Consider the following 25,045-nt stretch of genomic DNA (forward strand, 5'->3'; position numbering starts at 1 on the left):
TCGCCGGCGCGGCTCATTGCTATTCGTCGTCGTCCAGCAGCGCGGCGTTGACCAGGTCGTCGAGGTCCATGTCGGCGATGTCCTTCTCCGCGGTCGGCTCGGACGGCGCACTGCCACCGGACGATTCGTTGGCCAGGGCCAGCAGCAGCTCCAGCACGCCGGCCTGGCGAAGGCGCTTGACCGGGATCGACCCCACCACCCGCTGAATCTCGGCTTCGCCCGGCGCGGCCGCGGCCGCTGGCTGATCCGACGAGCCGACCAATTCGCGATACATGTAGCCGGCCAGCGCCGCGGAGTTCGGGTAATCGAAGATGAGCGTCGGCGAAAGGGCCAGTCCGGTGGCGGCTTTGAGCCGGTTGCGCATCTCTACCGCGGTCAGCGAATCGAAGCCGAGTTCCTGGAACGCCCGGTCCGGGTGGATCGCCTCGGGGCTGGCGCTGCCCAGCACCGTGGCGATGTTGGCGCGCACCAGGTCCAGCAGGATGGCCTGTTGCTCATCCTCGGGAAGCCCTTCGAGGCGTTGCAGCAGAGCGGATTTCGACTTGGCGGCGGCCAGCGAGTCGTCGACCTGGCGGCGCGTCGGCGCGTTGATCAGATCGACGAACATCGGCGGCAGCGTGCCGCCGTCGAACTTGACCCGCAACGCCGCGAGGTCGATGTGGGCGGGCAGCATGAACGGCTCGTCCACGATCAGCGCGGTGTCCATCAGCTCCAACGCCTGGTCCGAGGACATCGCGACGATGCCGTCCCGGCCGAACCGGGCGCGGTCGGCGGCGCCCAGCCCACCGGTCATGGCGCTGGCCTGATCCCACAGACCCCAGCCCAGCGAGATCGCCGGCAGCCCGTGCGCGCGTCGATGCGCGGCCAGCCCATCCAGGAACGAGTTGCCGGCCGCGTAGTTGGCCTGACCCGACGCGCCCGCGAGCCCGGCGATCGACGAGAACATCACGAACGCCGACACATCCAGCTCGCGGGTCAGTTCGTGCAGGTTCCACGCCGCATCGACCTTGGACCGCAACACCGATTCGATCCGGTCGGGCGTCAGCGACGTCACCACCGCGTCGTGCAGGACACCGGCGGCATGGATCACCCCGGTCAGCGGATGCTGCATCGGGATTTCGGCGATCACCTTGGCCAGGGCCTCGCGGTCGGCGGCATCGCACGCCACCGCCTCCACGTGCGCACCGGCCGCACTGAGTTCGGCGACCAGCTCCGCGGCACCCGGCGCATCCAGGCCGCGGCGGCTGACCAACACCAGATTCCGTGCGCCGTGCCGGGATACGACGTGACGCGCGACCGCCGAACCCGCCATGCCGGTGGCTCCGGTGATCAACACCGTGCCGGCCGTCCAGGCGTCGGGCATGGTCATCACGACCTTGCCGACGTGGCGGGCCTGGCTCAGGTAGCGCAGCGCGGCGGGCGCGCGCCGCACATCGAACCTGGTGACCGGCAACGGCCGCAGCACGTCTTCGCCGAACATGGCGGCCAGCTCGTCGAGCATCTGCGCGATCCGATCCGGCCCGGCCTCGAACAGGTCGAAGGCGCGGTAGCGCACGCCGGCATGTTCCCGGGCCACGACCTCGGGGTCGCGGATGTCGGTCTTGCCCATCTCCAGGAAGACGCCGCCGGGTGCCGTCAGACGCAGCGAGGCGTCGACGAAATCACCGGACAGCGAGTCGAGGACGATATCCATCCCGCGGCCAGCCGTGACCGCCCGGAACTTGTCCTCGAACCCGAGGCTGCGCGAGTCGGCGATGTGATCGTCGTCAAAGCCCATCTCCCGCAGCGTGTCCCACTTGCCGCGGCTGGCGGTCGCGAACACTTCAAGGCCGATGTGACGAGCCAGCTGGACCGCGGCCATCCCAACCCCGCCGGCCGCGGCGTGCACCAGCACCCGCTGACCGGGCTTGGCGCCGGCCAGGTCCACCAGGGCGTAGTTCGCGGTGGCGAACACCACCGACGCCGTCGCGGCGGCGGTGTGTGACCATCCCGCCGGCACCTTGACGAGCAGGCGCTGGTCGGTCTTGGCGATGGTTCCGGTGCCGTCCGGGAACAGCCCCATCACCCGGTCACCGACCGCGAAACGCCCGTCCGGCGAGGCGGTTTCGATCACCACACCGGACGCCTCGATGCCCATGATCGCCTCGGGGTCGGGGTAAAGCCCCAACGCGATCATGACGTCACGGAAGTTGGCGGCGATGGCCGACAGGGCGACCCGCACCTGGCCGTGCCCCAACGGCGCATCGGCGTCGGGAATCCGCTCTATCCGCAGGTTTTCGATGGTGCCGTAGCTGCTCATGCCGAGCCGCCACGGCCCGTCGTCCGGGGGCAGCAACAGACCGCCGACGGCGCGGCTGCCGAGCACCCGCGCGGTGTAGACCGTCCCGTTGCGCAGGATCGCCTGCGGCTCGGCGAGCGCCAGGACCGCCGCGACCGCGTCGGCATCCAGCGGCGCGTCCGTGTCGACGAGCACGATGCGGCCGGGGTGCTCGGTCTGCGCCGACCGCACCAGCCCCCAGACCGCCGCGCCGGCCAGGTCGGTGACGTCCTCGCCCGGCAGCGTCATCGCGCCCCGCGTCGCTACCACCAGCGTTGCGGCGTCGTCGCGGGACAACCACGACTGCAACACCGGCAGCACCGCCCGCGTCGCCGCGTACACCTCGGTGATCACGTCGCCGGACACCGGCTGCGATTCGAACAGCACCGCCGACCGCTCGGCGCCGGTGCCGTCCAATTCCGCTGTCCCCCAAGCGGACAGCGATACCGGCTGCACCGCAGCGGACGGCTGCGCGGACCAGATGACCTCGAAGAGCCGGTCCGGTCCCGAATTCGACACCGCGGCCAGCAGCTGCTTGTCGGTGACCGGGCGGGCGACCATCGACGCCACCGAGAGCACCGGCAGCCCCAGCCCGTCGGCCAATTCGATCGAGACGGTGGAGGGGCTGACCGGCACGATCCGTGCGCGCACCGCGCCGGCCCCCGCGGCGTGCAACGACACCTGCTGCCAGGAGAACGGCACCAGCATCGAGCCCTCGGGCAGTTCGTCGCTGTCGGAGGCCAACATGACCGCGTGCAGCGCCGCGTCGAGCATCGCCGGGTGGACACCGAACCCGGCCGGCGAAACCCCGGCATCGGTTGGGAGTGACACCTCGGCGAAGACTTCGTCGCCGCGGCGCCACATCGACGTCAGGCCGCGGAAGGCGGGCCCGTATGCGTAACCACGCTCGGCCAGTTGCTCGTACCCGTCGCCCACATCCACCGGGACCGCACCCACCGGCGGCCACGCCGACAAGTCCGCACTCGGCTGCACCGACCCTGCGCGCAGCGCGCCTTCGGCATGCAGCGACCAGCCCGAACCCGCTTCGGCCCGCGAAAACACCGACACGGCACGGGAACCCGAATCATCCGGGCCGCCGACCACGACCTGAACGGCGACCGACCCGCCGGCCGGCAACACCAGCGGCGCCGCGAGATTCAGCTCCTCGACCACTCCGCAGCCCACCTCGTCGCCGGCGCGGATCGCCAATTCGACAAATCCCGCACCCGGGAACAGCACCACGCCGCCGACGGCGTGATCGGCCAGCCAGCCCTGCGTGCCAGGCGACAGCCGGCCGGTCAGCACTACTCCGCCCGAGGCCGGCAGTTCCACCACCGCACCCAACAGCGCGTGCTCACCGGCGGCCAGGCCCAGGCCCGCGGCGTCGGCCGGGGCGCCGTCGGCGGCCAGCCAAAAGCGCCGCCGGTCAAAGGCATACGTGGGCAGCTCGACCAGATTCCCCTCGCCCAGGGCGCCGCGCCAGTCGACATCCATCCCGGCGACGTATCCCTGCGCGACGGCGTTCACCAGGCTCAGCGGCTCGGGGCGATCCTTGCGCAGCGCGGACATGGTGGTCACGGACGCCGCCATCGGATCGGCAGCCAGCGATTCCTCGATCGACGCCGTCAGGCCGCTGCCGGGCCCGACTTCGAGGAAGCGGTTTGCGCCGGCGGAGTGCACGAAGCGCACGCTGTCGGCGAATCGGACCGCCTCGCGCACGTGCCGCTTCCAGTACGCCACCGACGCGTAGTCGTCACCGGCCAGCTGCCCGGTCACGTTGGACACGATCGGGATGGCGGGCTTGCCGACGGTCAGTCCCGCCGCGACGGTGCCGAATTCGTCGATCATCGGGTCCATCAACGGGGAGTGGAAGGCGTGCGACACGGAGAGCCGGTGCACGCGGTGTCCGTCGGCGCGGAGCCGATCGGCCACCGCGGCCACCGCTTCGTGTGCGCCCGAAATCACCACCGAGGTGGGCCCGTTGACCGCGGCGATGCCCACACTTGCCTGGTCGGAGCCCACCAGCAGCGCCCGCACCTCGTCCTCGGTGGCCTGCACCGCGACCATCGCGCCGCCCTCCGGCAGTGCCTGCATGAACCGGCCCCGCGCCGCCACCAGCACCGCGGCGTTCTGCAGGGACAGCACCCCGGCGACGTGCGCGGCCGCCAGCTCGCCGATCGAGTGGCCCATCACGAAGTCGGGTCGCACACCCCAGGATTCGAGCAACCGGAACAACGCGACTTCCACCGCGAACAGCGCGGGTTGGGCGAACTCGGTGCTGTTCAACAGGGTTTCGTCATCCCCCCACATCACCTCGCGCAGCGGGCGAAGCAGGTGCTGATCCAGTTCGGCCACCACCGTGTCGAACGCCTCGGCGAAGACCGGATAGCCGGCGTGCAATCCCCTTCCCATGCCCAGTGTTTGGGAGCCCTGGCCCGGGAAGACGAAGGCCGTCTTGCCGGCGGTCGCCGTGCCCTGGATGATCGAGCCGCCCAGGTTGTCGCCGGCGAGTTCCTCCAGCCCCGCCAGCAGCCCGTCGCGGTCGCCGCCGACGACGACGGCCCGCTGCTCGAAGGCCGACCGGCCCGCCAGCGACCACCCCACATCGGCGATGTCCAGGTCCGGGTGGGCGCGCAGGTGGGCCGCCAGCCGCGTGGCCTGAGAGGTCAACGCCGACAGCGATTTCGCCGAGACCGGCCACGGCACGACCGGCGCCGCCGGACCGTCAACGACGCGCGGCTGCCCGGCAGGCACCGCCTCGATGATGACGTGCGCGTTGGTGCCGCTGATGCCGAAGGACGACACGCCCGCCCGGCGTGGACGGTCGTCGGGCTTGGGCTTCCAGTCCCGCGCCTGCGTCAGCAACGACACCGAACCGGTCGACCAGTCGACGTGGGGGCTGGGCTCGTCGACATGCAGTGTCGCGGGCAATATCTCGTGACGCATCGCCAGGACCATCTTGATCACCCCGGCGACACCGGCGGCGGCCTGAGTGTGACCCATGTTCGACTTGATCGAACCCAGCCACAGCGGTTCGCCGCGATCCTGACCGTAGGTCGCCAACAGGGCCTGCGCCTCGATCGGGTCACCCAATGTGGTTCCGGTGCCATGTCCTTCGACGACATCCACCTCCGCCGGCGTCAATCCGGCGTTGGCCAACGCGGCACGCACCACCCGCTGCTGCGAGGGGCCGTTGGGCGCGGTCAGCCCGTTGGATGCGCCGTCTTGGTTGATCGCCGAGCCGCGCACCATGGCCAGCACCGGATGTCCCAGGCGTTGGGCATCGGACAGGCGCTCTACCACCAGCATGCCGCCGCCCTCGGAGAATCCGGTGCCGTCGGCCGCGCCGGCATAGGCCTTGCACCGGCCGTCCTCGGACAACCCGCGCATGCGGCTGAATTCGACGAAGATGTCCGGCGTGGCGTTGACGGTGACGCCGCCGGCCAGGGCCAGGTCGCACTCGCCCGAGCGCAGCGACTGCGCGGCCATGTGCAATGCCACCAACGACGACGAGCATGCGGTGTCCACCGACACCGCGGGGCCCTCCAGCCCCAGCACATAGGAGACCCGGCCGGACGCCACGCTCGAGGACTGGCCGGTCAGCCGGAAGCCCTCCGCGGTCGGTGCCGCCCCCATGCCGTAGCCCTGCGTGTACACCCCGGCGAACATTCCGGTGGCGCTGCCACGCAACTTACCGGGGTCTATTCCGGCCCGCTCCAACGCTTCCCACGACAGCTCGAGGAACATGCGCTGCTGCGGATCCATGGACAGCGCCTCGCTGGGGGCGATGCCGAAGAACGCCGGGTCGAAGTCCGCGACACCGTCCACGAAGCCGCCGGTGCGCGTGTAGCAGGTGCCCGGGACGTCGGGATCCGGGTTGTACACACCGGCCAGGTCCCAGCCACGGTCGGTCGGGAACTCGGAGAGCACGTCGCGGCCCTCGGTCAGCATGTCCCACAGGTCGTCCGGGGAACTCACCCCGCCCGGGTAGCGGCATGCCATGCCGACGATGACGATCGGATCGTCGCCGGTGGCGCGCGCGACCGGCGCATGCTTGATCTCCTGGGGGACCCCGGCGAGTTGGGTGCGGATGTAGCCGGCCAGGCCGTTGGGCGTCGGGTAGTCGAAGATCAGGGTGGGTGAAAGCGCCAGTCCGGTAGCGGTTTTGAGGCGGTTGCGCATCTCGACCGCGGTCAGCGAGTCGAAACCCAGCTCCTGGAACGCCTTGTCGGGGTCGATCGCCTCGGCGGTGGTGTTGCCCAGCACCGTGGCGATGTGCGAGCGCACCAGATCCAGGAGCACGGCGTGCTGCTCGGCTTCGGACAGCCCGTCCAGGCGATGCGCCAGCGCCGATTTCGACTTCGCGGCGGCCAGCGAGTCGTCCACCCGGCGGCGCGTCGGGGCGTTGACCAGGTCCGTGAACATCGGCGGCACCGCGACCGCGTGGGCGCGCAGCGCGCCGAGGTCGATGCGGGCCGGCGCCAGGAACGCCTCGTCGACGATCAGTGCGGTGTCGAAGAGGTCCATGGCCTCGTCCGAGGACAGCGCCAAGATCCCGTCGCGGCCCAACCGGGCGAGGTCGGCGGCGTCCAGTCCGCCGGTCATGGCGCTGGCCTGATCCCACAGGCCCCAGGCCAGCGAGATCGCCGGCAGGCCGTGCGCCCGCCGGTGCGCGGCCAACCCGTCCAGGAACGAGTTCGCCGCCGCGTAGTTACCCTGGCCCGACGAGCCGACCAGGCCGGCCATCGACGAAAACATCACGAAGGCAGACAGATTCAGCTCTCGGGTCAACTCGTGCAGATTCCAGGCCGCGTCGACCTTGGCCCGCAATACCGCGTCGATCCGGTCGGGGGTCAGTGACGTGACCATCGCGTCGTCCAGCACACCGGTCGCGTGAATCACGCCCGACAGCGGCCGCCGCGCCGAAATGCCGTCGATCACCTGCGCCAGCGCCGCCCGGTCGGCCGCGTCGCAGGCGACCACGCGAGCCCGCGCACCCGCGGATTCCAGCTCCGCGATCAACTCGGCGGATCCGGGCGCATCCGGACCGCGGCGGCTCAGCAGCACCAGGTCCTCGACACCGTGGTGTGCCACCAGGTGGCGTGCCAGCGTCGAACCCGCCATGCCGGTTCCGCCGGTGATGAGCACCGTGCCGGCCGACAGTCCGGCGCCGGGCCCGGACGGCACGGTCATGACGACCTTGCCGATGTGACGGGCCTGGCTCAAGTACCGCAGCGCCGTCCGTGCGCGTCGCACGTCAAACGTGGTGACCGGCAACGGCTCCAGCACCCCGGCGTCGAACAGCCCGGCGAGCTCCTGCATCCACTGATGCATCCGGGGGCGGCCGGGCTCGAACAGGTCGAACGCGCGGTAGCGGACACCCGGGTACTCCTGGGCGACCGCGCCCGGGTCGCGGATGTCGGTCTTGCCCATCTCCAGGAACACCCCGCCGGGGGCGACCAGCCGCAGTGAGGCGTCGACGAATTCACCGGCCAGCGAGTCGAGCACCACATCCATCCCAGCCGTACCGGTCCTGCCGGTGACCGCCCGGAACTTCTCCTCGAATTCCAGGGTGCGCGAATCCGCGATGTGGTCATCGTCAAAGCCCATGGCCCGCAACGTGTCCCACTTGCCGCGGCTGGCGGTCGCGAACACCTCCAGGCCCAGGTGCCGGCCCAGCTGCACCGCGGCCATCCCGACACCGCCGGCCGCGGCGTGCACCAGCACCCGCTGCCCCGGCTTGACATCGGCCAGGTGGATGAACGCCATGTAGGCGGTGGTGAACACCGCCGAGATGCCGGCCGCTTCGGCGTAGGACCAGTGGGCGGGCTTGTGCTGCAGCAGGCGCACGTCGCCGGGCACCAGGGTGCCGCTGCCGTCGGGGAAGAAGCCGTACACCGAATCGCCGACCGCGAACTCGGTGACCCCCGGCCCGACCTCGACCACCACGCCGGCGCCCTCGCCGCCGAGCAGGGCCTCGTGGGTGAACATGCCCAGCGTGATCATCACGTCGCGGAAGTTGGTCGCGATGGCGCGCATGGCGACCCGAACCTGGCCGGGCTCCAGCGCGGCGCCGGCGTTGGGAACCGGCTCCAATTGCAGGTTTTCGAACGTGCCCGCGCTGCTGATCCCCAGCCGCCAGGGTCCGTCGGCGGGGGGCGTCATGATGCCGTCCACCGCGCGGCTGCCGTGCACCCGCGCGATGTAGGCCGTGCCGTCGCGCAGCAGGACAGCGGGCTCGCCGACCGCCAGGACGGTCGCTATCGCGTGATCGTCAAGGGCCGTATCGGAATCCACCAGCACGATCCGGCCGGGATGCTCGGTCTGCGCCGATCGCACCAGCCCCCACACCGCCGCACCGGCCAGATCGGTGATGTCCTCCCCCGCCAGCCCCATCGCGTGCCGGGTCGCGACGATCAGCACCCCGGAGTCGCGGTCGGTCAACCACGACTGCACCGCCGCCAGGGCCCGATGCGTGCGCTCGTACGATCCGGAGACCGGATCTTCGCCGGCCGCAACGGATTCGAATACCTCGTGTGCGGGCGGCTCGGCGCCCACGGTCGACGTGGCGGCGGGCGACCACGCCAGCTCGAACAGCCGGTCCGGCCCCGACGCCGACACCGCCGCGCGCAGCTGCCGCTCGCTGACCGGGCGCGCGACCATCGCGCGCACCGACAGCACCGGCAGTCCCAGCCCGTCGGCGAGCTCGATCGAGACACTCGACGGGCCGGCGGGTGCGATGCGCGCACGCACCGCCGACGCGCCCGCGGCATGCAACGACACGCCCTGCCACGAGAACGGCAGCACCACTTCGTCGGTCTGACCGGTGATGTGGCGGCCGACGATCAGCGCGTGCATGGCCGCGTCAAGCAACGCCGGGTGAACGCCGAAACCGTTGACGCCGCCGGCCGCGTCGGGCAGCCGCACCTCGGCGAACACCTCGTCGTCGCGCACCCACGCCGCGGTCAGGCCCTGGAATGCCGGGCCGTAGCCGTAGCCACGCGCCGCCAGCTGTTCGTACCCGTCGGCCGCGTCGACCTTGACGGCCCCCGCCGGCGGCCAGGCCGACAGCTCTGCGCCCGGCTCGACCGAGCCGGTGCTCAGCGTTCCCTCGGCGTTGCACACCCAGCCGGAGCCGGCGTCGGGGCGGGAGAAGATCGACACCCCGCGCTGACCGGATTCTTCGACGGGGCCGACGACGACCTGCACGGCGACCGACGCCGAGCCGGAGTCCTTGGCCGGCAACATCAACGGCGCCTGCAACGTCAGTTCGTCCACCGTCGAGCAACCGACCTCGTCGCCGGCGCGAATCGCCAGCTCCACGAAGCCGGACCCGGGGAAGACGGCCGTGCCGGACACGGCGTGATCGGACAGCCAGCCCTGCCGGCTCGGCGACAGCCGGCCGGTCAGCACCACGCCGCCCGAGGCGGGCAGCTCGACGACCGCGCTCAGCAGCGGGTGCTCGCTGGTGCCCAGGCCCAGTCCCGAGGCGTCCGCGGCGACGCCCTCCCCGGACAGCCAAAACCGGCGCCGGTCAAAGGCATACGTCGGCAACTCGACGAAGGCGGCCCCGTCCAGCGCACCGCGCCAGCGCACGCTCACTCCCGCGACGAACGCGGCGGCGGCCGACGTCAAAAACCTGTCGAGACCGCCGTCGTCGCGGCCCAGGGTGGGGATGACGGTGACTTCGGCACCATCGGCGCCGCCGCCGACATGGTCATCGGCGGTGTCCTCGATGCCCGCGATCAGTGCCGGATGCGGGCTGGATTCGATGAACGTCCGGTAACCGTGCTCGCAGGCGCTGCGCACCGCCTGGTCGAACTGCACGGTCTGCCGGATGTTGCGATACCAGTAGTCGGCGTCCAATCCGGCCGTGTCCAAACGGCTTCCGGTCACCGTGGAGAAGAACGCGATCCGCGAGGAGCGCGGCTCGATGCCGGACAGCACCTCCGCGAGGTCGGCGCGGATCGCCTCGACCTCAACCGAGTGTGAGGCGTAGTCCACATCGATCCGCCGGGTCCGCAGCTCAAGGTCGGCGCAGAAGCCGACCAGCTCGTCGAGGGCGGCCCCCTCGCCCGACACCACGACGGCAGACCGGCCGTTGACGGCCGCGATGCTGACTCGATTCCCGTAGGGCGCCAACAACTCCCGGGCCCGCTCGGTGCTGCACGCGATGGACAGCATCCCGCCGGGGCCGGCCAGCGCCGTCAGCAACTTGCTGCGCAACGTGACCACCCGGGCCGCGTCCCGCAGCGACAGCGCCCCGGCGACGTAGGCGGCGGCGATCTCGCCCTGCGAATGCCCGATCACCGCATCCGGATTCACCCCGACCGACTTCCACAGCTCGGCCAGCGACACCATCACCGCGAAGAGCACCGGCTGCACGACGTCGACGCGGTCCAGCCCCGGAGCGTCGGGGGCGCCGCGCAGCACACCGGTGAGCGACCAGTCCACGAATTCCGCGAAGGCCTCCTCGCATTCCCGGATCTGCTGGGCGAATACCGGTGCGGCATCCAGCAATTCAACCGCCATGCCCGCCCATTGGGAGCCCTGGCCGGGAAAGACGAACACGGTCTTGCCCGAAGGCGTCGCGACGCCCCGGATGACCGATCCGGTGGGGTCATCGTTGGCCAGTTCATCGAGCCCGGCCAGCAGCCGGTCGCGGTCAGCGCCGATGACGACCGCGCGGTGCTCGAACGCCGCGCGGCCCGCCAGCGACCACCCGATGTCGGCCACGTCCAGATCACGGTGCGCGCGAACGTATTCGGCCAACCGCGCCGCCTGTGCCGCCAGCGCCGACGGCGATTTCGCCGACACGGCCCACGGCACCACCGGCCGCGCCGGTCCGGCCTCCCGTTCCGGCTGCGCCGGCGCCGCCTCGACGATGACGTGCGCGTTGGTGCCGCTGATGCCGAACGACGACACGCCCGCCCGGCGCGGCCGCTCGACGTTCCAGGGTCGCGCCTCGGTCAGCAGCGACACCGCACCCGCCGACCAGTCCACGTGCGGACTCGGCGCGTCCACGTGCAGCGTCGCGGGCAGCGTCTCGTGACGCATCGCCTGCACCATCTTGATGACGCCGGCCACGCCGGCGGCGGCCTGTGTGTGGCCCATGTTCGACTTGATCGAGCCCAGCCACAGCGGCTCGCTGCGGTCCTGCCCGTAGGTGGCCAGCAGCGCCTGCGCCTCGATCGGGTCACCCAGGGTGGTTCCGGTGCCGTGACCCTCGACGACGTCGACGTCGGCCACGGACAACCCGGCGTTGGCCAGCGCCGCACGCACCACCCGCTGCTGCGAGGGGCCGTTGGGCGCGGTCAGCCCGTTGGACGCGCCGTCCTGATTGACCGCCGAACCGCGGACCACGGCCAGCACCGGGTGCCCCAGCCGCTGCGCATCCGACAGGCGTTCCACGACCAGCATGGCGCCGCCCTCGGACCAGCCGACGCCGTCGGCCGCACCCGCGTAGGCCTTGCATCGTCCGTCCGGCGCCAACCCGCGGTGCCGGCTGAACTCCACGAAGACCGTCGGCGTCGCGTTCACGGTCGCGCCGCCGGCCAGGGCCAGGTCGCACTCCCCCGAGCGCAACGACTGCACGGCCATGTGCAACGCGACCAGCGACGACGAGCACGCCGTGTCCACGGAGACCGCCGGGCCCTCCAGGCCCAGCACGTAGGACACCCGCCCCGACGCCACGCTGGAGGTCATTCCGGTCAGCCGGTAGCCCTCGATCTCCTCGGCGAGCATGCCGTAGCCCTGAACGATCAGCCCGGCGAACACGCCGGTGGCGCTGCCGCGCAACCCGCTGGGGTCAATTCCGGCCCGCTCCAACGCTTCCCAGGACAGCTCGAGCAGCATTCGATGCTGGGGGTCCATCGCGAGCGCCTCGCTGGGCGCGATGCCGAAGAAGGCCGGATCGAAGTCCGCGACGCCGTCGACGAACCCGCCGGTGTTCACGTAACACTTGTGCCGCGCGTCGGGGTCGGGGTCATACAGGCTCGCGACGTCCCAGCCGCGGTCGGCGGGAAACTCCGAGATGACGTCGCGGCCGTCGGCGACCATTTGCCACAGCGCCTCCGGGCTGTCGACGCCACCCGGGAAGCGGCACGACATACCGACGATCGCGATCGGCTCGTTGGACCGCTCCAGCAGCGCCCGGTTGGTGCGCTTCAGGCGCTCAACCTGGACCAGCGCTTTGCGCAGCGCTTCGGTCGCATGCTGGAGTTGATCAACCATTCCAAACCTCACCTAACGACGTTCGGCCGTCTTTCACCGCCGGATGCGGTTTTCGCCGAGTGACGGACTTTGCTGCACGAGGCGACGCCGTTTCCCGTTCGACCAGCGTCGTGCAGCTCTCCGACCCAAGAATATTGCTGGTGAGTATGGCCAACTCCGACTGGATTTCAAAACGTCCGCTGCTCGCGGGTGCTACGGGAGGACCGGCATGGACCGCTGCGCCGCGCCGCGCACAGAAGATGTGAGGCCGGGCGGCCGAGGTGCCCGTTGCACAAGGGTGCGCTGTAGACACGGCCCGACGTCCATGGCGCGACTGTACCCGGCTGACCATAACTGGTGGTCAGACGCGGGTCGTGCAAAGCCTGGCGCAGCGCGGGGCCCCTGGCCGCCGCGATCCGGACGGCGCGGTCACACACCCGCCCGGCGCCAGCCGTCGGCGGCCCGGGCGGCCTGGATCAGCGCGTCGCACAACTGGCGTAGCTCGGTGGCCCCGGCGCCTTCGTCGACGGCCGTCGCGACGTCCTCGGCCGCACACCGCACCTGATAGACGCGATCCGACAGGTCGGCGGCATCCTCGGCCGACAGCACCACCGCGTCCTCGGGCACGACCGCGCCGTTGCGGTTCAGCGAGGCCCGTTGTTCGTACGCGCGCTGCCGGCACGACTGCCGGCAGTACTGGCGGCGACGGCCCAATCCCGCATCGGTAACGTCACGGCCGCACCAGCGACAGGGCTGCGGGCGGGTGCGGCGGCTCACGCCTGCCGACTGTAGTCGGGTTTTCACGGCGATCCCGGTATCATTGAGGGTCGCGTCGCGTATGCCGGTCCCGGCCGGGAACTGCGCAGATCGCCGCAGCGTTTGCTAACTGGACAGATTGCATTGAACTGCAGTAAGGGAGCCGCAGAGCTCCGAGAAGACCTGAAGGAGTAGCAGCCATGGCTGATCGCGTACTGAGAGGCAGTCGCCTCGGGGCCGTGAGCTACGAGACTGACCGCAACCACGACCTGGCGCCGCGTCAGCTCGCGAAGTACCGGACCGAGAACGGCGAGGAGTTCGAGGTTCCCTTCGCCGACGACGCCGAGATCCCCGGCACCTGGCTGTGCCGCAACGGCCTGGAAGGCACCCTGATCGAGGGCGACCTGCCCGAGCCGAAGAAGGTGAAGCCGCCGCGGACGCACTGGGACATGCTGCTGGAGCGTCGCTCGGTCGAGGAACTCGAAGAGCTGCTCAAAGAGCGCCTCGAGATCATCAAGACCCGCCGCCGGGGCTGACCCCGCGGTAGGGCCTGCGTCGGTCAGGTGCGGTTGTCGGCCCTGGTGGCCCGGGCTCCCGACCGCCGCCCCTGGACACCCCAGCGGGTGACCTTGACCAGCGCCTCGCGGATGTTGGATCCGCTCATCTTGGACACGCCGAGCTCGCGCTCGGTGAAGGTGATGGGCACCTCGGCGATGGTGAACCCGTTGCAGATCGTGCGCCAGGTCAGGTCGATCTGGAAGCAGTAGCCCTTGGAGTCGACGCCGTCGAGATCGATCGCTTCGAGCACTTCGCGGCGGTAAGCGCGGTAGCCGGCGGTGATGTCGTGCACGCCGATGCCCAGCGCCAGCCGGGCGTAGGTGTTGGCCGTCCAGGACAGCGCCCAGCGCCGCCACGGCCAGTTGCGCACGGTGCCGCCCTCGACGTAACGCGACCCGATGGCCAGGTCGGCGCCGGCGTCGACGGCGTCCAGCAGGCGGTGCAGCTGCTCGGGCGCGTGGCTGCCGTCGGCGTCCATTTCGACTAGGACCGAGTAGTCACGGCTCAACCCCCACGCGAAACCCGCCAAGTACGCCGCGCCCAGGCCGTCCTTGGCGGTGCGGTGCATGACGTGCGTGCGGCCGCCATCGGCCGCCGCCAGTTCCTCGGCGAGCCGGCCGGTGCCGTCGGGGCTGCTGTCGTCGACGACAAGCAGGTGCACATGCGGGCACGCTTCTTTGAGCCGCCGGTGGATCACCGGCAGGTTCTCCAGCTCGTTGTAGGTGGGGATGATCACCAGGACGCGCTGGCTGGGGCGATTGCCCGGGTCCCGGGGCGCCGGCTGGCCGGTGGTCATGTAGCTCCTCTGTGTTGCCCGAAATCGATGCAGTTCGGCCGTCCAGGTCGGACGGAGGGTGGTCAGTCGCCGTCGTCTGCCGGCGTGCGGTCCCGAGAGTCGGGCGGGGGTTTGCCCGGGGTTGCACCGGCCCCTTGCGATTGGCGTGTGGACGGCCGACGTACCGAACGCGGGAACCATCCATTGTGCCGTATCCCGGCCAGAATCACCGCTCCGGCCGCCAGGACCATGATCCATTGCACCAGCGGCCCCCACCGCGTCGCCGGCGTCAGCCGGGTCTTGAGCCGCACCTGCATGTCCAGATAGGCGGGCTGGAAGAAGTCGGTGCGGGCCAGCTCGCCGCCGTCGGGCGCCACCACGGCGCTGATCCCCGTGGTGCCGGCGACCACGACGTAGCGGTCGTGCTCGACGGCCCGGACCTTGGCGAATGCCAGCTGCTGCTCACTCATCCTCTTGTTGAAGGTGGCGTTGTTGGCCGGCACGGCCAGCAGCTGGGCGCCGCCGAGCACCGCCTGCCGCGGGACCCGGTCGAAGATCACTTCCCAGCAGGTGGCGACGCCGAGCGGCACTCCCGCGATGTGCACCACCCCGGAGCCCGGTCGGGGCACGAAGCTTCCGGCGCGGCCGGCGTAGCCGGACAGGTGTTTGAACAGCCACGGCATCGGCAGGTATTCGCCGAACGGCTGGACGATTTCCTTGTCGTGGCGATCGGCCGGGCCGGTGGCCGGAGCCCAGACGATCATGGTGTTGGTGTAGTTCGGATCCTGCGGCGAGCGTCCGGGCACCTCGAGCACGCTGCCGATCAGGATCGGAGCGCCGATCGCCGCCGCGGCCTGCGAGATCTCCAGGGCGGCGTCGTGGTTGACCAGCGGGTCGATGTCCGACGAGTCTTCCGGCCAGATCACGAACTGCGGTTGCGGGGCGGCCCCGGCGCGCACGTCCTCGGCCAGCCGCAGGGTTTCCTGGACGTGGTTGTCCAGCACCGCGCGCCGCTGTTCGTTGAACTCGAAGCCCAGCCGCGGCACGTTGCCCTGCACGGCCGCGACGGTCACCGCCGGCTCCCCGCCCGACCCGGTGCCGGCGTGGCGCACCTGCGGCCAGACGATGAGCGACGCGAAGAGCACCAGGCAGATGCAGACGCCCGGCAGCACCACCGCGGGCGGCGCCTGGTCGGGCTGCGCGGCGTCCGCGGCGCCGCTGTCCCCGGCGCCAGGGCGCGCCGGATGGCCGGAGTGCCACCACTTGACGATCTCCAGCGCGATGGCCGTCGCGCTGAAGCCCACCAGCATGATCGCCATGGACAGCAGCGCCACGCCGCCGAGCTGGACCAGCGGCAGGAACGGACCGTGGGTCTGACCGAACGCCACCGAACCCCAGGGGAAGCCACCGAACGGCAGGATCGACTTGAGCCACTCCTGGGCCGCCCAGATCAGCGCGAACCAGATGGGCCAGCCGGGCAGCCGCCGCACGGTGACGGCGCACAGGCCGAAGAGGGCGGGAAACAGCGCGCAGACGGTCGCGAGCGCGATCCACGGGATGGGGCCGACCAGCAGCCCGACCCACGGCAGCAGCGGCAGGTAGAACGCCAGCCCGAACAGGAACGCGTAACCCAGGCCGCCCGCGGGCGTGGTCGCGGCGTGGGTCAGCACCCATGCCAGCAATGCGGCGCCCAGCACCGCACCCCACCACCAGTTCAGCGACGGGAAACTGGCGCAGAACAGTAAGCCGCCCAGCACTGCGCAGCTCAGCCGGGACAGGCGGGGCAGCATCGCGGCCTGGGCGGCGGGCAGCCGCGCGATCACCGCGGCCACCAGTCCGGTTACCGCGCCGCGCGCCGCCGCCCCCAGCCGACCACCCGGGCTCACGTCGCCGGGCGCGCGCGCCTCCGGCGATGCCGGTGCCGCGACCTCCTCGTCCCGGTCGGGTTCGGGGTCGCGCTCGTCGCCCCGGGCTTCGGGTTCGGGAGAAACCTCGACGGGGTCGTCGTCGCGGTCCGACTCGGCCTCGTCGCCGATGGGGTCGGTGTCGGGCCGCCGCGGCAGGTTCTCGTCGGCGGCATCGGTGTGGTCCGCGGGCCGGTCGCTAGCCATGGATTACAGCGCCCCGATGCACCGTTCGCCGGCACCGCGGTAGGGCGTCGTCGCGCCCCAATCGCGGCAGCGCCGGCACGCGCGACCGCGGGTCGGTCGACCAGCGCTGGACGGTATCGCGCGGGGCGTGCACCTCGAGGTCCCCGGCGTCCCAGACGACGTAAGAGGCCGGCGCTCCCGGCACCAGCGTGCCCGTCCTGCCGTCGCGGACACCGGCGGCCCGCCAGCCGCCGCGGGTGGCGGCGGCAAACGCGGCCCGGGCCGAAACCCCGCTGCCGGGGGTGCGGTGGTTGACCGCCGCGCGCACACTCACCCACGGGTCGAAGCCCGTGACCGGAGCGTCGGAACCGAGCGCGAGGGGCACGCCTTGGGATGCTAACAGCGCAAAGGGGTTGAGCCGACTGCCTCGCTGGGCACCGAGCCGCCGCGCGTACATGCCGTCGGCCCCGCCCCAGAGCGCATCGAAATTGGGCTGCACGCTCGCGATGACGCCCCACTGGCCCAGCTTGGCGGCCTGATCGGCGCTGACCATCTCGACGTGCTCGAGCCGGTGCCCGCAGCGGGCGACCGCGACGGGCCCGAGGTCGGCGACGACGCGCTCGAAAGCACCCACCACCGTGGCGACCGCGGCGTCCCCGATGACGTGGAAACCGGCGGTGACCTCGGCCTGGGTGCACGCCCGCAGGTGCGCCTCGACGGCCCCGGAATCCAGGTAGCAGGTTCCGGTGCACTCCGGGGCGTCCGCGTACGGCTCGTGCAGCCACGCGGTGCGCGACCCCAGGGCCCCGTCGACGAACAGGTCGCCGGCCAGCCCGTGGGCTCCGGTCGCCGCCATCAGCTCGCGCGCCTGCGCGGGGCTGCTCACCGGCTCACCCCAATAGCCGATCACCTCGACGCCGTGATCGAGGCCCCGCAGTTGCAGCCAGTCGTCGAGGCCGCCGATCTCGGGCCCGGCGCATTCGTGCACCGCGACGATGCCTGCCGCCGCGGCGGCCCGCAGCGCCGCGGCGCGGGCCTCGGCAAGCTGTTCGGCCGTCAGCAGTCCGCGGGCGGTGGCCCGCACCAGATGGTGTGCGTCGCCGACCAGCGGCCCCTCAGCGCTGAAACCCGGCGCCGCCGGGAGCCCAGCCACCAGCCGGCGCAGGCCCGTCGACGCCAGCGCGGAGTGCACGTCCACGCGGGCCAGGTAGGCCGGCCGGTCGCCGAGGACAGCGTCCAGGTCGGCGATGCCGGGCGGGGCGTTCTCCGGCCACGAGGTCTCGTCCCAGCCGTGGCCCCACACCGGCCGGCCGGGGTGTGCGGCCGCGTACTCTGCGACCATCCGCAGGCACTGGGCGCGCGAGGCCGCCGGGCGCAGGTCCAGCCCGCTGAACGTCAGGCCGGTGGCGGTGAGATGGATGTGGCTGTCCACGAACCCCGGCGCCACGAACCCGCCCAGGAGATCTTCGACGTCGGCGTCGGGAAACATGCGGCGGCCGACCTCGTCGCCGCCCAGCCATGCCACCACGCCGTCGCGGACGGCCATCGCGGTCGCGCCGGGCTGGGCCGGGCTGTGCACCCGGCCGTTGACCAGCAGGGTCACCGGTGCGGGACTAACGGTCACTATCGGTCACAGGCCAAAACTACGTGCAACTGGTCGGAGGGCGATAACGGTCGGCGGGTGCCCCGCGCCGCGTCAGCGTCCGTCGAATCGCGGCGGCCGCGGCGGCGCCTCGACGTCGTGGACGTCGATGACCTCGCCGTCGATGTAGTCGCCGCGCCCATAGCCGGCATCCGAACCGGCATCCGAATAGAAGCCGCCGGGGTACGACGCCGGGTGCGGCGTCGCGCGAAAGGCGCTGGCGTAACTGAGTCCCGGCATCTGGCGCTGCAGCTTGCGCACCGCCAAGGCCGTCAACCCGGGGCCGGCGAGCGACCGCACCGGCGGGATCAGCAGCGCCAACCCGAGCGCCGTGCTGACCAGGCCGGGGACGAGGACGAGGAGCGCGACCAGGCTGACGAGGGCGCCGTCGCTCGCGGCGCGTTGGTCGGTCACTCCCGAGCGCAGCTGCCCGATCCGCCGGATGAGGTGCGACCCGGCCATCGGGGCCACGATGCCCCAGCCGAGCAGGAAGGTCCCCACCAGCGCCAGCAGGGTCCAGCCCCAGCCGATCGTCGACACCAGCGCGAAGATCACCGCGAGTTCGACGACGGCGTAGATCAGCAACAACCGCGAGACCATGTCACACCAACGTGTGCCGACCACGCCCGAGTTCCCGTGGTGCTGCCGTGTGTGGTTGCAGTTAGATGACGCTATGACGACGATTCAGATCGATACCCCGGACGGACCGATCGATGCGTTACTGAGCACGCCCTCGGGGCAGGGCCCGTGGCCGGGGGTGGTGGTGATCCACGACGCGATCGGCTACGGCCGGGACAAGCAGTCGATCAACGACCGCATCGCCGCGGCGGGTTACCTGGCGCTCACCCCGAACCTGTACTCGCGCGGGGGACGCATCCGCTGCATCTCGCGCGTCATGAAGGAGCTGCAGACGCAGCGCGGCCGCGCGCTCGACGACATCCTGGCCGCACGTGATCACCTCACGGCCATGCCGCAATGTTCCGGCCAGGTCGGCATCGCGGGATTCTGCATGGGCGGTCAGTTCGCTCTTGTCATGTCGCCCAAGGGTTTCGGCGCCTCCGCCCCGTTCTATGGCACTCCCCTGCCGCGCAACCTGGACAAGACGCTGGACGGCGCGTGCCCGGTCGTGGCCAGCTTCGGCGGCCGTGACCCGCTGGGCCGGGGCGCGCCCGAGAAGCTGAGCAAGACCATCGCCGCCAAGAACATCACCGCCGATGTGAAGACGTATCCGGGCGTCGGGCACAGCTTCGCCAACGATCTGCCCGGCCAACCGTTGCTTCGCATCGCGGGTTTCGGCTACGACCACGAGGCCACCGAGGACGCGTGGCGGCGGGTGTTCGCGTTCTTCGGCGAGCATCTGCGAGCGGGCGCCGCGACGTAACCGGTCAGCGCGGCGCGTTCAGCTTCCGCGCCAGCACCGTTGCGAAGGTGTGGGTGTCGCCGGGCCAGCGCGCCGACACGTAGCCGCCGTCATCGACGACGAATGCGGGCCGCGAGTCGGTCGCGGTATCGCGCGCCATGCCCGAGGTTTTCCGCCGCCAGTGTGGTGACCCGCGGGTGACGTCGCGGAAGTCGCTCGGATCTTCAAGCGCGCGTGTGACTTCCGACTGCACCGACATGTACCCGGCGGGTTGGCCCGGCTCCTCGGTATAGGTCCGGTAGTAGTCGCGGTCCCAAAGCCGGGTGAATCGGGTGAGGCGCCAGGCCGACCTCTCCATCGCCCACGTCAACGCCGTGGTCTTGCGTCCGTACAGGACCGAACGGCCGGTCCCCGGATCGATGCTGCGCGCCGCGAGCAGCACCCCGTGACAGATGGCCGCCACCACCAGCCCGCGGGCGAAGGCCGCCACGACCAGCCGGTGCAGGACGTCGCTGTCGATGTAGCTGCGCATCCCGCGGGCGCGGTGCCCACCCGGCAACAGCAGCGCATCGACGCCGTCGAGGCTGGCCGCCGCCCAGGTGAGCGGATGCCGAAACTCATTGGACTGCACCATGTCCCGGTAGGAGTTGCGGCCGTCGCTGTTGGCGCGCAGCAGCAGCCCGATCAGCGGAATGGCGCCCAGCAGTGGCAGCGCGGACCAGAGGTCCAGTCCGCGGCCCGTCACCATGATGTCGTCGGCGACGCCGGGCGTGCCGCTTTCGGTCGCGAAGATCACCCGGTGGCCGCTTCGCGTCAACACCTTCCAGCTGACCGCGACCTCGGTCGGGTCGAAGTCGCGGTCCGGGACCGGGATCAGGACGGTGGCCACGGAGCCTTGGCGGTCAGGCCACTTTCAGCTCGAGGCCGACGTTGTTGTCCATGCCGCCGCGCAGCTTGCTGAAGAAGTTGAACACCTTGCCCACGACGCCGTAGCGCTTGCCGATCGCGTCGTAGACCGCGGCCGTTTCCGACTTGTCCAGGATGGCCGCGGTCCCCTCGACCGCCTCGCTGGTGGGGCGGCCGTTCATGGTGCAGGTGGCCAGCGTGACCCGCGGGGTGTTGCGGATTCGCTTGACCTTCCAGGAGTTCTCTCCGGTGATGACCAGGAGTCGATCCCCGGCCTGCTTGTCCAGGGCGGCCCAGATCGGCGTCGGCTTGGGCTTGCCGTCCTTGGTGAACGTGGTCAGCAGGATGTACTGCGTCTTGGCAAGGTCGGCGAAGGTCGGCGTCACCAGAACAACGTACCGCTGCGGGGTCGGGGCGTTGACATTCTGAGCGCTCGGCTGCGATAGTCGTGGCAACTTAAATGAAAACGCTATTTTCACTTAAGAACGCGGAGCACCGATCGAGGTAGGCAATCATGGGCGATCCGAACAAGCCGCTGGCGTGGTTGCCGTTCACGATCGCCGAGGCGGCCTTGGAATCGCCGGCCGGGACGAGCGATCCCGATCTGTTTGCGGCATGGTCACAGCTCTTGAGCCGGCTCAACGACGCCGCGCAGACCGTCGAATCCGAGCCGGCAAGCCGCAATCGGATCGACGCCGCCGCCGGGATCCGGCACCTGCTGGTGCTGCTGGCCGCGGGTGTCGACGAAGCGCTGCGGTTCGATCCGAATCCCGCGCTGCGCGTCCAGCGCACCAGCACCGACGACATCGTGACCTGGGGAATGGAGTGCCCGGACTGCCTCTACACCCGCGCCGCATTGCGGGGAGGCGAGAGCTATCGGCTGTACGGCAACCGCGGCACCGCCCGCTACGTCGGGCTGCAGACGATGAACGGCATCACCGCAACCGCCAACGAGTTGGTCGACGAGCTCGAAACGGATCCCGACGGGAATTTCGAGGTGGTGCTGTCGGCCTCGAAACAGCCGGGGCGAGCGGGCAATTGGATGCGCATCGACGGTGAGCATCCCACGCTGACGGTGCGGCACTTCTTCTACGACTGGGATACCGAGGTGGCATCGTCGCTGCGCATCGAGCGACTCGGTGACCCGGTCCGCGCGACACCCCGCCCGGTCGATCCCTACTCGGCGGTCACACGGCAACTGACCGCGCTCGGCGACTTCGTCGCGGACAACCTGGCGTTCTTTTTGCAGTTCGGGGCCGCCGCACCGCCCAACGGCTTCCTGCCCGCGATCGATCGCACCGACATGGGGGCCGCGGCGGAGAACCGGCCGGTGATCGGCCGGTGGGAGCTGCAGCCGGGCCAGGCCTTGGTGGTCGAGGTGGAACCACCGCGCGGCGTCTACTGGAGCTTCTCGATCGGCAACCCGTGGTGGGAGACGATCCATTACGGGCGCCACCAGTCCAGCCTGAATGCCCACCAGGCCGCCGTGGATTCCGATGGATTGGTCCGCGTGGTGCTGTGCGACCGTGACCCCGGGATCGCCAACTGGCTGGACACCGCCGGCCACAGCAACGGCCCGATCATCCTGCGCTGCGTGCGGACCGAAACGGCGCCCACCCCGAGGACACGGGTGGTGCCGTTCGACGCCATCCGCACCGAATTGCCCTCGGACACCAGACAAGTCAACCCCGAAGAGCGCGCGGCCATCCTCGCGGCACGGCGGCGCGCGGTGCACGAAAGGTTCGGACGGTGACCTTCGATGCTGACGAGCTGGAGGACGGCGCTCGAAGCGCAACCGGCCTCGACGATTTCGGGTCGTCCTACTACCGCGAGGGACTCGAACGCATCGTCGACGCGCTGAACAGCGAGGCGGACCTCAACGACATCGGGCGGGTCATCCAGCACGCCACCGTCAGCAACGCGCTGATCCAACGGCTCAAGGTCGAGGATGTCTACCGGCAGCACCCCGAGATCGACGACCAGACGGTCGGTGGCCCCGTCTTCGTGATCGGCCTGCCCCGCACCGGAACCACCGCGCTGAGCCAGCTGGTGGCCGCCGATCCGCAGTTCCGATCGCTGCGGATGTGGGAGTCGCAGGCGCCCACCCCGCCGCCGGAATCCGCCACCGAACACAGCGACCCGCGGATCGCGCAGGCCGAGGCCGGCCTGAAGATGCTCGACGACATGTTTCCGTTGATGAAGACGCTGTACAACTCCGAGGCCACAGCGCCGACCGAATGCCAGGACCTGATGGGAATGAGCTTCCGCACCTTCCACTTTGACGGCGCCGTGCGCGCACCCGGGTATCTCGCGTGGTTGATGGGCTGCGACATGCGCGAGACCTACATCTTTCACCGGCGGGTGCTCCAGCTGCTGCAGTGGCACTGCCCGCCGGTGCTGTGGCATCTCAAGACACCTGTGCACATGTTCGCCCTCGACGCGCTCGTCGAGGCATATCCCGACGCCAAATTCCTTTGGAGTCATCGCGATCCGGCCAAAGTGATGGGGTCGGTCTGCAGTCTGATCCGGTACGTGCGTAGCTGGAGCAGCGACCGCGACGACGCGACCGAACTCGGCGCCGAGCAAGTCGACAGCTGGGTCGAAGGTGTCCGCCGGGCGATGGATTTCCGCAGCCGGATGGGCGATGACCGGTTCGCCGACGTCTCGTTCGCGGACCTTCAGACGGATCCGGTCGGCACGCTGCAAACCAGTTACGCCACCCTCGGCTTGACCTTCACCGACGACACCCTCGGGGCCGTCACGCGCTGGGCCACGGAGCACCGGCCCGGCTCACGCGGCACGCATGACTATGACCTGGCCGACTACGGCCTGACACCCCAAGGCGTTCGCGAGCGGTTCGCGGACTATCTCGCCGCCTACGACGCGACCGCCTGAATCCGTGAGCTCCCCCCGCACGCGGCGACGCGAAAAACTCGGCCCGGACGCCACGGTGCGCCGCGATATCCTGGCCGCCGCCTCAACCATCCTGCGGGAGCAGGGAATTGGAAAACTCAGCATCGGCGCGGTGCTGGAGGAGGCCGCCCTGGGCACCCGGGCGTTCTATCGGCACTTCGATTCGAAGGACGATCTGCTGACCGCGTTGTTTCTCGACATGGCGCGCGCGGAGGAACGGCGGCTGCGACGCCGGATGGCGTCTGCGGCCACGGAGGTCGACGCGGTCGCGGCGTGGATCGACGGACGACTCGACCTGGCGTTCGATCACGCCATCAAATCCGACTTGCGTCGTGTGTCGATCCAGGCCCAGTCGCAGTCCTCCGCGCTGATACAACCCGCGTACGCGGAGATGCTCAAGCCGCTCGGCGAGGCGCTGCAGCGCGGCCTGCGCAGCGGGGTGTTCCACGGCGTCGACCCGGTGACGGACGCCCAGTTCATCCACGGGGTGGTCTGGGCGGGCATCAACCGGCACTGGGCGACCGGCGATTGCGACCGCAACGTTCTCCGCGAACGCATGCTGCAGTTCTGCCTGCGTGGGCTGGGCGTGCGGGCCTGAAGTACCGATCAAAGGAGACGAGCGATGGACCTGGGCTTTGCCGGATCGACGGCCGTGGTCACCGGCGGCAGCAAGGGCATGGGACTGGCCATCGCAGAAACCCTTGCGGCCGAAGGGGCCAGCGTGGCGGTGATGGCCAGAGGCCACCGCGCGCTCGAGGCCGCCGTCTCGTCGCTGCGCCGGGCCGGCGCTCCGGATGCCGTGGGCGTCAGCGTGGATATGACCGACGCCGCGTCCATCAGCGCCGGCTTCGCGGCCGTCGCACAGCGTTGGGGACAACTCAACACCCTCGTCCACACGATCGGACCGGGCGACGGCTATTTCGAGCAGATGGACGACGCACAATGGGACGAGGCGTTCACCCTCGGCACGATGTCGGGCGTCCGATCGATTCGCGCCGCCCTGCCGCTGCTGCGCTCCGCGGACTGGGCCCGCATCGTGACGCTGTCCGCGCATTCGATTCAGCGCCAAAACCCGCGGATCGTCGCCTACACGGCGGCGAAATCGGCGTTGGCCAGCGTCACCAAGAATCTATCGAAAAGCCTTGCCAAGGACGGCATTCTGGTCAACTGCGTGTGCCCGGGCACCATCGTCACCGCAAGCTTCACCGAAGCGCTCAGGGACATCCTCGCGGCCGACGGCCTGGACGCCACCGATCCGGTCGACGTCATGACCTGGATCGACGACAACTTTCACCAGCCCTGTGACCTCGGCCGCGCCGGGCTGCCCGAAGAGGTCGCCTCCCTGACCGCCTACCTGGCGTCGCGGCGCAACGGCTATGTCACCGGCGCGACGGTCAACGTGGACGGCGGGTCGGACTTCATCTAGGGGGACCCGTCAGCGCTCACCCGTCAGCTCGAGTGTGACGGCACAGTCACTTTGGTGCTCCAGCGTGACTGCACCGTCACACTCGCGGTC

General features: G+C 70.4%; 12 protein-coding genes and 1 pseudogene. 6 read left to right on the forward strand and 7 right to left on the reverse strand.

Annotation, left to right across the window (positions count from 1 at the left end):
- Positions 1-19 precede the first annotated feature (19 nt).
- Positions 20-12,550: a type I polyketide synthase gene (locus B9D87_RS07235; RefSeq protein WP_007770899.1), complete on the reverse strand. Its 12,531-nt coding sequence runs from the start codon at positions 12,548-12,550 to the stop codon at positions 20-22.
- Positions 12,551-12,958: 408 nt separating this feature from the next.
- Positions 12,959-13,306, reverse strand: a complete 348-nt coding sequence (locus B9D87_RS27240) for a hypothetical protein (protein ID WP_077092254.1) — start codon at positions 13,304-13,306, stop codon at positions 12,959-12,961.
- A gap of 179 nt (positions 13,307-13,485) precedes the next feature.
- Between B9D87_RS27240 and B9D87_RS07245 the strand changes: the two genes are divergently transcribed.
- A complete protein-coding gene (locus B9D87_RS07245; protein ID WP_007770897.1) occupies positions 13,486-13,821 on the forward strand; it encodes an RNA polymerase-binding protein RbpA in 336 nt (111 codons plus the stop codon).
- 23 nt (positions 13,822-13,844) lie between these two features.
- Here B9D87_RS07245 and lnt read toward each other — a convergent pair.
- The 3 genes and pseudogenes from lnt to B9D87_RS07265 form a co-directional block, all read right to left on the reverse strand.
- Positions 13,845-16,408: pseudogene (gene lnt, locus B9D87_RS07255) on the reverse strand (apolipoprotein N-acyltransferase).
- Between the two features lie 313 nt (positions 16,409-16,721).
- Positions 16,722-18,311 carry an amidohydrolase gene (locus B9D87_RS07260; protein ID WP_007770893.1) on the reverse strand — a complete coding sequence of 530 codons (1,590 nt, stop codon included), beginning with the start codon at positions 18,309-18,311 and terminating at the stop codon, positions 16,722-16,724.
- A gap of 93 nt (positions 18,312-18,404) precedes the next feature.
- Positions 18,405-18,950: an FxsA family protein gene (locus tag B9D87_RS07265; RefSeq protein WP_007770892.1), complete on the reverse strand. Its 546-nt coding sequence runs from the start codon at positions 18,948-18,950 to the stop codon at positions 18,405-18,407.
- A 73-nt stretch (positions 18,951-19,023) separates the two neighbouring features.
- Here B9D87_RS07265 and B9D87_RS07270 point away from each other — a divergent pair, with 73 nt between their 5' ends.
- Positions 19,024-19,731, forward strand: coding sequence for a dienelactone hydrolase family protein (locus B9D87_RS07270; RefSeq protein ID WP_007770891.1), 708 nt, complete (start codon positions 19,024-19,026; stop codon positions 19,729-19,731).
- Between the two features lie 4 nt (positions 19,732-19,735).
- On the opposite strand, the gene B9D87_RS07275 is transcribed toward B9D87_RS07270, so the two are convergent.
- Entirely contained in the window at positions 19,736-20,599 is an 864-nt protein-coding gene (locus B9D87_RS07275; protein ID WP_007770890.1) for a type 1 glutamine amidotransferase domain-containing protein, read from the reverse strand.
- Positions 20,600-20,612: 13 nt separating this feature from the next.
- The gene (locus B9D87_RS07280) at positions 20,613-21,002 is read right to left on the reverse strand and encodes a PPOX class F420-dependent oxidoreductase (protein WP_007770889.1); all 390 of its coding nucleotides are present in this window, start codon (positions 21,000-21,002) and stop codon (positions 20,613-20,615) included.
- 128 nt (positions 21,003-21,130) lie between these two features.
- Between B9D87_RS07280 and B9D87_RS07285 the strand changes: the two genes are divergently transcribed.
- Genes B9D87_RS07285 through B9D87_RS07300 form a run of 4 tightly spaced genes read left to right on the forward strand, consistent with a single transcriptional unit; the run spans position 21,131 to position 24,955 of the window.
- On the forward strand, positions 21,131-22,369 hold the full coding sequence (locus B9D87_RS07285; RefSeq protein WP_007770888.1) for a DUF1214 domain-containing protein: 1,239 nt from the start codon (positions 21,131-21,133) through the stop codon (positions 22,367-22,369).
- The gene (locus tag B9D87_RS07290; protein WP_007770887.1) at positions 22,366-23,511 is read left to right on the forward strand and encodes a sulfotransferase family protein; all 1,146 of its coding nucleotides are present in this window, start codon (positions 22,366-22,368) and stop codon (positions 23,509-23,511) included. The genes B9D87_RS07285 and B9D87_RS07290 overlap by 4 nt, the downstream gene beginning before the upstream one ends.
- A gap of 4 nt (positions 23,512-23,515) precedes the next feature.
- Positions 23,516-24,127: a TetR/AcrR family transcriptional regulator gene (locus B9D87_RS07295; RefSeq protein WP_007770886.1), complete on the forward strand. Its 612-nt coding sequence runs from the start codon at positions 23,516-23,518 to the stop codon at positions 24,125-24,127.
- A 24-nt stretch (positions 24,128-24,151) separates the two neighbouring features.
- Entirely contained in the window at positions 24,152-24,955 is an 804-nt protein-coding gene (locus B9D87_RS07300; RefSeq protein WP_007770885.1) for an SDR family NAD(P)-dependent oxidoreductase, read from the forward strand.
- Positions 24,956-25,045 lie beyond the last annotated feature (90 nt).

The sequence above is a fragment of the Mycobacterium colombiense CECT 3035 genome (genome assembly GCF_002105755.1).
GTDB classification, from domain to species: Bacteria; Actinomycetota; Actinomycetes; order Mycobacteriales; family Mycobacteriaceae; genus Mycobacterium; species Mycobacterium colombiense.